Here is a 13,345-nt window from a genome sequence, read left to right as displayed (position 1 = left end):
GCTTCGAGCGTAACCGTCACGATGAATGTCATGGTGTCGGCTGTCTAACGGAACGCCTCGATTTCTCAGGTGCCTCGGCCCACGCGGCGGACGGTCAACGCGACCGCGACCACCGCGAGCAGCGGGACGACCACGAACATCCACGCCGCGTCGCGGCCTACCTTGTCTCCGATGGCCATCGCGAGCAGCACCGCGGTCGCCGCGGCGACGAACGGGTAGATCTTCCAGCTCGGCGTTCTCATCACGGACCACCACCTTTCCGGCGATGGTGGACATACCCAGAACGCGGTGGCGCTAAATCAGCGGCCCGGTAGTAGGGCGTCGAAGAGGTCCTGCAGTGGAGGCAGCAGGGCGTTCTCGTCCGCGGAGCCCAGGGGCTCCATCGTGGTCGTCGAGCGCAGCAGGGCCAGGCCCAGCGCGGCCGACAGCAGGACCTGGGCGCGCAGCACGCACGCGTCGTCGGCATCCGGGCAGCCGCCCGCGGCCGCCAGGCGTTCGGCGAACGTGCGCAGGATGCCGAGCCTGATCTCCTCCGCCCGGGTGTCGCCCGACGACCGCAACAGCAGCAACAACTGGTTGGGGTGTTCGCGCGTGTGCTGGCCCGAAAGCTGCCGGGCGATGATCCGCGGCACCTGGTCGACGCCCTCGACCGCGTCCCCGAGCTCGGTGCCCACGCCGCGCAGGCAGGCCTCGAACAAGCCCTCCTTCGACGCGAAATAGCGGTTGATCAAGGCCACGTTCACGCCCGCCTCGTCGGCGATGTCGCGGACCGTCGTGGCCGCGTAGCCGTTGCGGGCGAAGCGGCGGCGGGCGGCTTCGAGCAGCAGCCGCCGGGTGGCGGCCGCGTCACGGCGGCGCGGTACGGCGGTCATCCGATCAGCCTAGCGACCGCGCCGATGTGATGTAAACCATCGTTGACTTGCGGTCTGACGTGCACATACTGGTAAGTCAGCAGTTGTTTACAAGGGGAGCCCATGTCCGAGCCTCGCCGCGCCAACTCCACCCTGCTCGTGTTGTACCTGTCGCTGGGCGGGCTGGCGTTCGCCGTGCTGCAGTCGCTCGTCGCGCCCGCGCTGTCGACCATCGGGCGCGACCTGGGCGCCTCCACCGCGGACGTGAGCTGGATCCTGACCGCGTACCTGCTCTCCGCCTCGGTCCTCACGCCCATCCTCGGCCGGCTCGGCGACATGGTCGGCAAGCGCCGGGTGCTCATCGGCGTCCTCGCGACCCTGCTGGTCGGCACCCTGCTCGCCGCGATCGCCCCGAACCTGATGGTGCTGATCGTGGCCCGGGCGCTGCAGGGCGCGGCCGGTGCGATCCTGCCCCTGTCGATCGGCATCGTCCGCGACGAGCTTCCGCGCGAGAAGGTCGGCGTGACCGTCGGGCTGCTGTCGGCGATCTTCGGCGTGGGCGCCGGCGTCGGCATCGTCGCCGCCGGGCCGATCGTCCAGCACCTCTCCTGGCACTGGCTGTTCTGGCTGCCGCTGGTCGTCGTGGCGGTCGCCCTGGCCGGCGCGATCTTCGGCATCCAGGAGTCGCGGGTACGCACACCCGGGCGCCTCGACGTCCTCGGCGCCGGGATCCTCTCCGTGGCCCTCGTGGCGCTGCTGCTGGCGATCAGCAAGGGCCAGAGCTGGGGCTGGGGTGCGGCCTCGACCGTCGTCCTCTTCGTCGTGGGCCTGGTCGCCCTGGTCGCGTTCGTCCTCGTCGAGCGGAAGGTACGCGAGCCCCTCGTCGACATGCGCCTGATGAAGTTGCGCGGCGTCTGGGCGACCGACGTGGTGGCCCTGGGCCTCGGCTTCGCGATGTTCGGAACGTTCCTGCTCATCCCCACGCTGCTGCAGCTTCCAGCGGCCACCGGCTACGGCTTCGGCAAGTCCGTCACCCAGTCGGGCCTGTTCCTGCTGCCCACCGTGGCCACGATGGTGGTCTTCGGCCCCATCGCCGGCCTGCTGGACCGCCGCTTCGGCCCGAAGGTCCCGATGTTCCTCGGCGTCGTCCTGGTCGTCGTCTCGTTCGCGCTGCCGGCCGTCGGCCACGGCGCCATCTGGCAGATGCTGGCCTCGGGCATCCTCACCGGCGCCGGCATCGGCCTGGCGTTCGCGGCGATGTCCAACGCCATCATCGAGAGCGTTCCCGCCACCCAGACCGGCGAGGCGACCAGCGTCAACACGATCGCGCGGACCATCGGCAGCAGCATCGGCACGGCCGTCGTCGCGGCGGTCATCACGTCGCACAGCACTCCGCAGGGCCTGCCCACCGACGACGCGTTCACCTACGGCTTCTGGGTCTGCGCCGGCGCCGGCTTCGTCGCGGTCCTGGCCTCGCTGGCCCTGCCGTCGGCGCGCCGCCGCCACGACCAGGCCGTCGCCGCCGGGGTCGAGGACCTCCCGCCGGAGCCCGCGGAGCTACACCTGATCCACAACAAGTAAGCGGCTGTGTGGACATCCACCGGTGTCGTACCGGTGGATGTCCACGGCCGCGTGCGTGGGGCACACTCCAGCGCTATCAATCGGGTGAACGTCCCATGATCGGCAGTTTTGTCATGACCAGCGGATCGCACGAGGTGCTCGAGCTTTTCATCGAGCGGTATCTGGACCAGGACACCTTGACCGTGGCCGTCGCCGGTGAGGTCGACATCGACAGCGCCTGGCAGCTCGACGGCGCGCTCCAGGACGGGGTCGCGCGGCCCGGGGTGTCCGTCGTCGTCGCGGACCTGGCCGGGGTGCCGTTCCTCGACTCGACCGGGATCAGGGTGTTGCTCGCCGGCCACCATCGCGCCGAGGAATGCGGCACCTCGTTGGTCGTCACGAACGTCCAGCCGGTCGTACGCCGGGTGCTCGAGGTCATGGCCGTGTTCACGCTGCTGACGACGGAGCACGGACGGGTGTCGCGCGACGACCGGCCGCAGAAAGCGGGGTAGCCCGCCCCGCGATGCGGGTAGGTTCGTCGCGGAGGCCGAATACATGCCCGATGGTGACCCGGTGTCGCGAACGGTCGGCGACGCGGAGGCTGTGCGGACCGTCTTCGACGCCCAGCAGCCGATGGTGGTCGCGTTGGCCGGCCCGGAGCTGACGGTCGTCGCCGCCACGGCCGCCTACCGCGCGTACACCGGGCGTTCCGAGATGATCGGCATGCCGATCCGGCAGGTGTTTCCCGAAGCCCTCGGACAGCACGTGTTCGACATTCTCGACGACGTACGCGCCACCGCGGAGCCGGCGTTCCTGAAAGACCTGCGGGTGCAGATCGACCGACCCGACCGGGTGGAGATCTTCCTCGACGTGAGCGTGCGGCCGCACCGCTCCCCCGACGGCGAGGTGGCGATGCTGATCGTCGAGATGGTCGACCAGACGGAGCAGGTGCGCGCGCGGCGGGCGGCACAGCAACGCGCGGTCGAGGCGGAGCAGCGGTACGCGCAGGCCCGCGACGTCATCCACGCGTTGCAGGTCGAGCTGCTGCCCTCCGGCGTGCCCGTGTTGCCACGGGTGCAGGTGGCCGCGAGCTACCTGCTCGCCGACGTCGACACGGCCGCCGGCGGCGACTGGTTCGACGCCATCGCACTGCCCGACGGTCGGCTCGGGCTCGTCGCCGGCGACGTGGTCGGGCACGGCGTGACGGCGTCGGCCGTGATGGGGCAGCTGCGCATCCTCATCCAGGAACGGCTCGCCGCCACCGGTGACATCGCCGCGGCCGTCGCGGCCACCGACCGCATGGCGGCCCGGGTGCCCGGCGCGCTCGCCGCCACGATGTGCGTCGCCGTCCTCGACCCGGCCAGCGGCGAGCTCGGCTACTGCACGGCCGGGCACCCACCACCGCTGGTCCTGCCCCGCGACGGCGACGGGCGCTACCTGCCGGCCTCCGGGGCCGGGCCGTTGGGCATCGACCCGGACCAGGAGCCCGTGGCGATCCGCCGCGACCGCCTCGCACCCGGTGACATGGTCGTGCTCTACACCGACGGGATCCTCGAACGTCCAGGCCGGACGGTGGCCCAGTCGACCGTCGAGCTCGCCCAGGTCGCCACCAACGTGGCCGCCGACCGGGCGCTGCGCGGTGACGCCGGCACGGCCGCCGAGCGGGTCTGCACCCAGAGCCTGGAACTGCTGACCCGCGCGACCGGACACGCGGACGACATCACGCTGCTGGTCGCGCAGCTGGTCGAGCCACCACCGGACTTCGCGCTGACGACCGGCCTCACCTCGGGGGTGCTGGCCACCGTCCGGCACGAGCTCGCGGCGTGGCTCGGCGCGGCCGGAGCGTCCGACGACGACGTCTCGGTGCTGCTGCACGCCGTCAACGAGCTGGCCGCGAACGCCCTCGAGCACGCCTATGTCGACAGCACCGGGCCGCCACAGGTAACGATCAACGCCACCCTGCACCGCGACGGTCGGGTCACCGCCAAGGTCCGCGACCACGGCCGGTGGCGTGACCACGAGCCGTCGCCGGGGCGCGGGCTCGGCCTGACGCTGGCCACGAACCTGGCCGACACCGTGGTGATCGACCACGACGAGCACGGAACGCGGGCGACCGTACGCCATCGGCTCTCCAGGCCGGCGCGCATGGTGACCGACTACCAGCTGATCCCGCGCCCGGACGCCGACCCCCTGTTGATGCTCGAACAGCCCTGGGCCGACGGACCCCGCATCCGGGTCGACGGGGCCGTCGACGCCGAGTCCGCACCCGCGTTCGAGGTCCAGCTCGTCACCGCGACCGCCTCCGGCACGCGGAGCCTCACCGTGGACCTGACCGGCGTGACGCTCCTGGCCAGCATCGGTGTGGCCGCGCTCCATCGGGTCGCCGCCCTCAGCGCCGCGAACCGGGCGAACCTGCGCCTCTACGCGCCGCCCGGCAGCACCGCCCACCTGATCATGGAAACCGTGCGGCTCCCCCACCTGACCGCCGACCCTGACGAGTGAAGGGCGAAGCCGCTCGGCGTGGCGGCTAGTTAGGATGGTCGCGGTCCTGACATTGGGAGTCGCCCATGGCTTCGCCGCGCGAGGGTGCACCGCGTCCGCACGTCTGGCGGACCGCGACCGTCGAGATCACCTGCACTGACGACGGTGTCGTCACGGTCGTCGGCGACGCGGACATCGCGGCGGAGACGGCCCTGCTCGCGGCCATCCGGACCGCGCTGGCGAAGCCCACCCCGGTCGTCGTGGTCGACCTCACGGCGGCCACCTTCCTGGACGCTCGCGCCGTCAGCGTGCTGGTCGGCGGATTCTGGGTGGCGGCCCACGAGGGACGCCAGCTGCGGTTGACGGGTGTGCACGGGGTCATCGGACGGGTCCTCGACGCGACCGGCACGTTGGCGTTGCTGACCGGCGACGCGGTCGTGCCGCTGCCCGGGATACGCCGGGCCGGCCCACACCTCCCGACGCTGCGGGCACCGGCGGGCACGCGTCGCCGGGTCGAGCCGCCGGACGACCGCCGCGCGCTGAGCCTGGGCCTCGACCCCGGCGTCAGCGCGCTGACGGATGTCGACTTCCTCGCGACCGCGGATCGCCCCCTGCTCATCGGGGCCGTGCTGGAGGCGGCGCTGACGAGCACCGGTGCCACCGCGGTGGACGTGCAGCGGGTCGAGCCCGGCGACGGCAGCCTGCACATCGTCGGGCACCACGGGTTCGGCCGCGCCTTCCTCGACTTCTTCGCCCAGGTCGACGTCGACGACCCGACGGCGTGCGCGGCAGCCCTGAGGCTCAACCGCCCGATCGAGATCGACGACGTCACCCGCCATCCGATCTTCGCCGGACGCGGGAGCCTGGCCGCGCTGCGGGACGCCGGCACGAGGTCCGTGTACTCGTACCCGCTGGCCGGTCCGTCCGGTGCTCCGATCGGGGTGCTCTCGTTCCACTACGCGCGCCCGTCGGCAGAGCGCGCGAGCCGGTCGGACGTGGCCCTCGCGGCGTCGGCAGCAATGCGGGTCGTCGTCAACTATTAGGAAACTTTACGAACAGTGCTACAGTCACGGACATCGATCCGTGGCTCCTGTTCCGCATGCAGGGGCATCCTCCAGAAAGGAGTGATCGCATGTCGAGACTGCGTGCCGTTCTCATGGCTCTGGCCATGGTCGTCGCCGGCGGAGTGGTCGCGATCATCCCCGCGACCGCGGCGTCGGCCGCCGCCTGCTCGGCCGCGTGGCAGGCCTCGACCGTCTACTGGGGCGGCAACCAGGCCTCTCGCAACGGTCGCAACTACCAGGCGAAGTGGTGGACGCAGGGCGAGGCCCCGCCCGGCACCACCGGCGTGTGGCAGGACCTCGGCGCCTGTGACGGCGGTGGCGGCAACCCGGGCAACCCCGGCGGCAGCTGCAACTACCCGAACTGGGCCGCCGGCACCTTCTACGCCACCGGCGCGATCGTCCGCTACACCAACGGTCTCTACTACATCGCCGAGCACGACAACCCGGGCTACGACCCGATCATCAGCACCTGGTACTGGGAGCCCTACACGTGCGGCGGTGGCGGCCCGACCAACCCACCACCGACGGGCGGATTCGTGGTCAGCGAGGCGCAGTTCAACCAGATGTTCCCGGGCCGGAACTCGTTCTACACGTACTCCGGGCTGGTCGCCGCGCTCAGCGCGTACCCCGCGTTCGCCAGGACCGGCAGCACCACCGTCCAGCGCCAGGAGGCCGCGGCCTTCCTCGCCAACGTGCACCACGAGACCGGCGGGCTCGTCTACATCGTCGAGCAGAACACCGCGAACTACCCGCACTACTGCGACCCGAGCCAGTCGTACGGCTGCCCCGCCGGACAGGCCGCCTACTACGGCCGCGGGCCGATCCAGCTCAGCTGGAACTTCAACTACAACGCCGCCGGCAACGCCCTCGGGCTGCCGCTGCTGACCAACCCCTGGCTGGTGCAGAACGACGCGGCGGTCGCCTGGAAGACCGGCATCTGGTACTGGATGACCCAGAACGGCCCCGGCACGATGACCGCGCACAACGCCATGGTCAACGGCGCCGGCTTCGGCCAGACGATCCGCAGCATCAACGGCTCGATCGAGTGCAACGGCGGCAACCCCGCCCAGGTGCAGAGCCGCGTCACCCGCTACCAGCAGTTCGTCGGCATCCTCGGTGTCGCCGCCGGTAACAACCTCTACTGCTGAGACCCCTGCCAGGAAGCGTCCCGGGGCGGTCGTTCGATCGTCCCGGGACAATTCCACCTCTGTGATACCAACCACCGGATCGGCTACAACGGGACAGGAAGCGTTCACTCCCGCGTTAAGCTTCTCGGTCGGTTCAGCGGAGGGTGGAGCATGCGCGGGTACGTGGCCGAGGTCGACCTGGTCGAAGCACCCGTCGAGCCACTCGTCGTCGACCCGCCCGCCGCGCCCAGCGAGCCGTGGGCCCTGTACAACGCGGAGAACGCCCCACCGGCCCGCACACTTCTCGACATTCTCGCCCAAACCACCCAGCGCCACCCGTACGCGAACGCCCTCGACGACGGCACGACCCAGCTCAGCTATCGCGCCCTCGAAGCCGAGATCGGCGAGCTCCGGCAGCGCCTGGTCGCCACCGGCGTCGGCGTCGGCGACCGCGTCGGCATCCGGGTCCCGTCCGGCACCGTCGACCTGTACGTCTCGATCCTCGCCGTGCTGGCCGCCGGCGCCGCGTACGTGCCGGTGGACGCAGACGACCCGGACGAGCGCGCCGAGCTCGTGTTCGCCGAGGCGGACGTGGTCGCCGTCCTCGGGCCGGACCGCTCGCTGACCCCGCGCCGCGAGCCCACCGGCAAGGCCCGCCGCCCCGGTCCCGACGACGACGCGTGGATCATCTTTACCTCGGGCTCGACCGGCAAGCCGAAGGGCGTCGCGGTCACCCACCGCTCCGCCGCCGCGTTCGTCGACGCCGAGGCGCGGCTCTTCCTGCGGGACGAGCCGCTCGGGCCGGACGACCGGGTGCTCGCCGGCCTGTCAGTCGCGTTCGACGCGTCCTGCGAGGAGATGTGGCTCGCGTGGCGGCACGGCGCCTGCCTGGTGCCCGCCCCGCGCTCGCTGGTACGCACCGGCATGGACCTCGGCCCGTGGCTGGTCGAGCAGGGCATCACCGTGGTGTCCACGGTGCCGACGCTGGCCTCGCTGTGGCCGGCCGAGGCGCTCGACGACGTGCGGCTGCTCATCTTCGGCGGCGAGGCCTGCCCGCCCGAGCTCGCCGAGCGGCTGGCCGTCGAGGGCCGCGAGGTGTGGAACACGTACGGGCCGACCGAGGCGACGGTCGTCGCCTGCGCCGCGCAGCTGACCGGTGAGGGTCCGGTGCGCATCGGGCTGCCGCTCGACGGCTGGGAGCTCGCGGTGATAGGCCCCTGGGGGCATCCGGCCGCGATGGGCGAGATCGGCGAGCTGGTGATCGGCGGTGTCGGGCTGGCCCGCTACCTGGACGCCGACAAGGACGCGGAGAAGTTCGCGCCGATGCCGTCGCTGGGCTGGACGCGCGCGTACCGCAGCGGCGACCTGGTCCGGGCAGAGCCCGAGGGGCTGGTCTTCCTCGGCCGGTCCGACGAGCAGGTCAAGCTCGGCGGGCGCCGGATCGAGCTCGGCGAGGTCGACGCGGCGCTGCAGGCCCTGCCGGACGTGTCCGCCGCGGCCGCCGCGGTCCGCACGACCAGGCACGGCAACCAGCTCCTGGTCGGGTACGTCGTGCCGGCCTCCCCGTCCGACTTCGACAAGGCCGCCGCGGTCGAGCGGCTGCGGGCCGCGCTGCCGGCCGCGCTGGTGCCCCTGATCGCCGTCGTCGACGGCCTGCCGACCCGCACCTCGGGCAAGGTCGACCGGGCCGCCCTGCCGTGGCCGCTGCCGGAGCTGGAGGCCGCCGATACCGCCCTGCGGCTGGAGGGCACCGAGGCATGGCTGGCCGAGTGCTGGAGCGAGGTCCTCGGCGTCGCGCCCGGCGGTGCGGACGACGACTTCTTCGCCTCCGGCGGCTCCAGCCTGGGCGCCGCCCAGCTCGTCACGCTGCTGCGCGGCCGCTTCCCCGGCGCGTCGGTCAGCGACGTCTACCAGCACCCGACCCTGCGCGCGCTGGCCCGCCGGCTCGACGACTTCACCGCCGCGCAGGCGGCCACCCGCACCGTGGCGCCGACGCCGAGGCGCACCGGGGTCGCCCAGACCGCGCTGATGGTCCCGCTGCTCGGCGTGGTCGGGCTGCGCTGGGTCGTGACGCTGGCCGCGCTCAGCAACGTCCTCGCGATGTTCGGCTCGTACCCGTGGGCACCGACCGTGTCGTGGTGGTGGGTGCTGGCGGGCTGGCTGCTGTTCATCAGTCCCCCGGGCCGGCTCGCGATCGCGGCCGGCGGCGCCCGCCTGCTGCTGCGCGGGGTGCGGCGGGGCAGCTATCCCCGCGGCGGCGGTGTCCACTTGCGACTGTGGGCCGCCGAGCAGCTCGCGGCCGCCAGCGGGGCGACCAACCTCACCGGGGTCTGGATCACCTACTACGCCCGGGCGCTCGGTGCGAAGATCGGCGCCGGCGTCGACCTGCACTCGCTGCCGCCGGTGACCGGCATGCTCCGGATCGGGCAGGGCGCCGCGGTCGAGCCCGAGGTCGACCTGTCCGGCCACTGGGTCGACGGCGACGTCGTGCACGTCGGGCGGATCCGGATCGGTGCCGGCGCGACCGTCGGCGCCCGCAGCACGCTGATGCCCGGCGCGCGGATCGGCAAGCGGGCCGAGGTCGCGCCCGGGTCGGCCGTGCTCGGGTCCGTGCCCGCCGCGCAGCGCTGGGCCGGTGTGCCCGCGAGCCGGTCCGGTCGGGCCGCCCGCCGGTGGCCGCAGCAGCGCCCCGACCGCGTGGTCCGCTGGACCGTGGCGTACGGGCTGACCTCGTTCTTGCTGGGTCTGCTGCCCGCGCTCGCGGCGGTGCCCGGGCTGCTGGTGCTCGGCCGGTTCGTGCAGGGCACCGAGACGCTCCAAACGGCCCTCGGGCAGGCGCTGCTCGGTGTGCCGCTGGCGACCGTAACCGTGATGGCCGCGTACGCGCTGCTGATCCTGGCCCTCGTGCGCGCCCTCAGCCTGGGCCTGCGGGCCGGCTACCACCCCGTGCACGGGCGGGTCGCGTGGCAGGCGTGGGCGACCGAACGGCTCATGAGCCTGGCCCGGGTCGGCCTGTTCCCGTTGTACGCGAGCCTGTTCACGCCGGTCTGGCTGCGCGCCCTCGGCATGCGGGTCGGTCGCCGGGTCGAGGCGTCCACCGTGCTGGCGGTGCCGGCGATGACCACCGTCGGCGACGGCGCGTTCCTCGCCGACGACACCATGGTCGCCTCGTACGAGCTCGGCGGCGGCTGGCTGCGGATCGGCGCCGCCCGCGTCGGCAAGCGCGCGTTCCTCGGCAACTCGGGGATGACCGCGCCCGGCCGGGCCGTGCCCAACCGCGGGCTGGTCGGCGTGCTGTCCGCGACGCCGAAGAAGGCCAAGGCCGGCAGCTCGTACCTCGGAATGCCGCCGATGAAGGTGCCGCGCGCGGTGGCCGACGGCGACCAGAGCCGCACGTTCGACCCGCCGGCCCGCCTGATGCTCGCCCGCGCCGTCGTCGAGGTGTGCCGGGTCGTCCCGGTCATGAGCTCGGTGGCGCTCGCGGTGCTCGCCCTCGCCGGTCTGGCCGCGCTGGCCTCCGCGTACGGGTTCGTCGTCGCCATCGCCCTCGTCGGACCGCTGCTGTTCGCCGCCGGCATCGCCGCCTGTGTGGTCGCGCTCGCGGCGAAGTGGCTGCTGGTCGGGGCGTTCCGGGTCGGCGAGCGGCCGCTGTGGAGCAGCTTCGTGTGGCGCAACGAGCTGGCCGACACCTTCGTCGAGGTGCTCGCCGTGCCGTGGCTCGCCGGATCCGTCGGCGGCACGCCGCTGATGAGCCTGTGGCTGCGCGGCCTCGGCGCGCGGATCGGACGCGGCGTGTGGTGCGAGACCTACTGGCTGCCGGAGACCGACCTGATCCGCCTCGGCGACGGCGCGACCGTCAACCGCGGCTGCGTCGTGCAAACGCACCTGTTCCATGATCGGATCATGCGCATGGACCAGGTGACTCTCGAGGAGGGCGCCACGCTCGGCCCGCACGGCATCGTCCTGCCGGGCGCGACGGTGGGCGCGCACGCCACGGTCGGGCCGGCGTCGCTGGTGATGCGCGGCGAGACCGTGCCCGGCGGCGGCCGCTGGCTGGGCAACCCGATCTCCGCGTGGCAAGCGGACTGAAGGTGGGCGCGGACCCGTACCTGCCCAGGCACGGCAACGACGGCTACCGGACGACGCGCTACGACCTGGAGCTGGACTACCGGGCCGGGCCCGGGCGCCTCTCGGGCCGGGCGACGATCTCCGCGACGGCCGACCGTACCCTGGCGGAGCTCAGCCTGGACCTCGGCATGTTCCAGGTCGAGCAGGTACTGGTCGACGGCGCCCGGGCCCGCTACAGCCATCGCAACGGCAAGCTGCGGATCCGGCCGGCGTCCGCGCTTCGGGCCGGCCGGCCGTTCACGGTCACGGTGCGGTACGAGGGCGCGCCCCGAGCGATCCCGAGCCGGTGGGGTGACCTGGGCTGGGAACGGCTCGACGACGGCGCGCTCGTCGCGAGCCAGCCGACGGGCGCGCCGTCCTGGTTCCCGTGCAACGACCACCCGGCGGACAAGGCGGCGTACCGGATCGCGCTGACCACGGCGTCACGGTTCACCGTCGTCGCCAACGGATCGCTCGTCTCCCGCTCCACCGCCGCCGGCCGGACGACCTGGGTGTACGAGCAGCCGGCGCCGATGTCGACGTACCTGGCGACCGTCCAGATCGGACGCTACGCGCAGGTCGACCTCGCCGCCGGCCCGGTGCCCCAGCGGGCGGCCGTCCCGCCGCGACTGCTCGCCACGGCGACGCACGACTTCGCCCGGCAGCCGGAGATGATGACGACGTTCGAGCGCCTCTTCGGCCCGTACCCGTTCGGCGAATACGCGGTCGTGGTGGTCGACGAGGAGCTGGACGTGCCGGTCGAGGCCCACGGCCTGTCCATCTTCGGCACCAACCACGTCGACGGCCGGCGCGGATCGGAGCGGCTCGTCGCCCACGAGCTCGCGCACCAGTGGTTCGGCAACAGCCTGACGGTCGCCGACTGGCGCCACATCTGGCTCAACGAGGGCTTCGCGAAGTACGCGGAGTGGCTCTGGTCGGAGCTCTCCGGCGGCGAGCCGGCAGCGATGCACGCGGCCCGGTCGCGGCGGTTGCTGGCCGGACTGCCTCAGGACCTGCGGGTGGCGGATCCGGGGGTACGGCGGATGTTCGACGACCGGGTCTACCAGCGCGGCGCGCTGACCCTGCACGCCCTGCGCACCCTGATCGGCGACGCGTCGTTCTTCGCACTGGTCCGGGACTGGACGCAAACGAACCAGAACGGCACGGTGACGACATCGCAGTTCACCGCGCTGGCGCAGCACCACAGCTCGCGGCCGCTCGACGACCTGTTCACGGCGTGGCTGCACGAGCCGGCCCTGCCGCTGTGACAGCGCCCCTGGTGCTCGACGCTTCCGCGGTGCGCGCCGCGTGTGGGCCGCTCGCCGCTGTCGACGCTCTCGCGGCCGCGTTGGTCGCCGGTCTCGACCCGGGCGCCGACCTCCCCCGGCATCGGGTCCCGTTGCGCGGCGGCGAGTTCCTGTTGATGCCCTCCGAACGCGCGCAGGCGTACGCGGGGATCAAGGTGGCGACCGTCGCACCCGGCAACCCGGCTCGGGGCCTGCCCCGGGTCCAGGCGTCGTATCTGCTCTTCGATGCCGAGACGCTCGGCCTGCGCGCGGTGCTCGACGGGACCGCGCTGACCACCCTGCGGACGCCCGCGGTGTCCGTGGCCGCCGTGCGGTCGCGCCTGCTCGCTCCGCTGCGGGTGGCCGTGTTCGGCGCCGGGCCGCAGGCGTACGGCCACGTCGAGACGCTGGCCGCGGTCGTGCCGCTCGCCTCGGTGACGCACCTGGTCAGAGCAGGCGACGGCGTACGCATCGGGACCGCCCGGGCCGACGAGGTCCTGCGCGCGGCGGACGTCGTCGTCTGCGCCACCTCGGCCCGGACCCCGCTGTTCGACGCCGACCTGATCCAGGACGGTGCCGTGGTCATCGCCGTCGGCTCCCACGAGCCGGACGCCCGCGAGGTCCCGGCCGCCTTGTGCGCACGGGCCACCGTCGTCGTCGAGGACGTCGCGACCGCCCTGCGCGAAGCGGGCGACGTCTGCCTGGCGGTACGCGACGGCGCGCTGCGGACCGACGACCTGGTGCCGATGCGGGACGTCGTCACCGGGCGGGTTCAACCCCCACAGGACCGGCCGTTGCTGTTCAAGAGCGTCGGCATGGCGTGGGAGGACCTCGTCGTCGCCGAGGCCGTCGTCCGTGCGTGAGGGTGC

Annotated in this window: 10 protein-coding genes; 8 read left to right on the top strand and 2 right to left on the bottom strand. The window is 72.8% G+C overall.

Features of this window, described 5'->3' with window-relative positions; all coding sequences use genetic code 11:
• Positions 1–65 precede the first annotated feature (65 nt).
• On the bottom strand, positions 66–242 hold the full coding sequence (locus tag CHC05_RS40820) for a hypothetical protein (RefSeq protein ID WP_179266276.1): 177 nt from the start codon (positions 240–242) through the stop codon (positions 66–68).
• Positions 243–299: 57 nt separating this feature from the next.
• The gene (locus CHC05_RS19725) at positions 300–872 is read right to left on the bottom strand and encodes a TetR/AcrR family transcriptional regulator (RefSeq protein WP_089250896.1); all 573 of its coding nucleotides are present in this window, start codon (positions 870–872) and stop codon (positions 300–302) included.
• Positions 873–974: 102 nt separating this feature from the next.
• Between CHC05_RS19725 and CHC05_RS19720 the strand changes: the two genes are divergently transcribed.
• The 8 genes from CHC05_RS19720 (at position 975) to CHC05_RS19685 (ending at position 13,339) form a co-directional block, all read left to right on the top strand.
• Positions 975–2,432 carry an MFS transporter gene (locus CHC05_RS19720; protein ID WP_089250894.1) on the top strand — a complete coding sequence of 486 codons (1,458 nt, stop codon included), beginning with the start codon at positions 975–977 and terminating at the stop codon, positions 2,430–2,432.
• A 95-nt stretch (positions 2,433–2,527) separates the two neighbouring features.
• The gene (locus CHC05_RS19715; RefSeq protein ID WP_089250892.1) at positions 2,528–2,923 is read left to right on the top strand and encodes an STAS domain-containing protein; all 396 of its coding nucleotides are present in this window, start codon (positions 2,528–2,530) and stop codon (positions 2,921–2,923) included.
• Between the two features lie 61 nt (positions 2,924–2,984).
• Complete coding sequence (locus CHC05_RS19710; RefSeq protein WP_245871059.1) at positions 2,985–4,913, top strand: SpoIIE family protein phosphatase; 1,929 nt, start codon at positions 2,985–2,987, stop codon at positions 4,911–4,913.
• Positions 4,914–4,978: 65 nt separating this feature from the next.
• Positions 4,979–5,935, top strand: a complete 957-nt coding sequence (locus CHC05_RS19705; RefSeq protein ID WP_089250888.1) for an STAS domain-containing protein — start codon at positions 4,979–4,981, stop codon at positions 5,933–5,935.
• 89 nt (positions 5,936–6,024) lie between these two features.
• Positions 6,025–7,104: a glycoside hydrolase family 19 protein gene (locus CHC05_RS19700; protein WP_089250886.1), complete on the top strand. Its 1,080-nt coding sequence runs from the start codon at positions 6,025–6,027 to the stop codon at positions 7,102–7,104.
• A 150-nt stretch (positions 7,105–7,254) separates the two neighbouring features.
• The gene (locus CHC05_RS19695) at positions 7,255–11,172 is read left to right on the top strand and encodes a Pls/PosA family non-ribosomal peptide synthetase (protein WP_089250884.1); all 3,918 of its coding nucleotides are present in this window, start codon (positions 7,255–7,257) and stop codon (positions 11,170–11,172) included.
• Complete coding sequence (locus CHC05_RS19690) at positions 11,157–12,458, top strand: M1 family metallopeptidase (protein WP_089250882.1); 1,302 nt, start codon at positions 11,157–11,159, stop codon at positions 12,456–12,458. Before CHC05_RS19695 ends, CHC05_RS19690 begins: the two co-directional genes overlap by 16 nt.
• Positions 12,455–13,339 (top strand): ornithine cyclodeaminase family protein, encoded by an 885-nt coding sequence (locus CHC05_RS19685; RefSeq protein WP_089250880.1) that lies wholly within the window; start codon positions 12,455–12,457, stop codon positions 13,337–13,339. The genes CHC05_RS19690 and CHC05_RS19685 overlap by 4 nt, the downstream gene beginning before the upstream one ends.
• The last annotated feature ends 6 nt before the right edge of the window (positions 13,340–13,345 follow it).

This window comes from Asanoa hainanensis (assembly GCF_900188485.1).
GTDB lineage: Bacteria > Actinomycetota > Actinomycetes > Mycobacteriales > Micromonosporaceae > Asanoa > Asanoa hainanensis.
The sequence above is the reverse complement of the archived record's forward strand: the minus strand, read 5'-3'. Positions and strand labels throughout refer to the sequence as shown.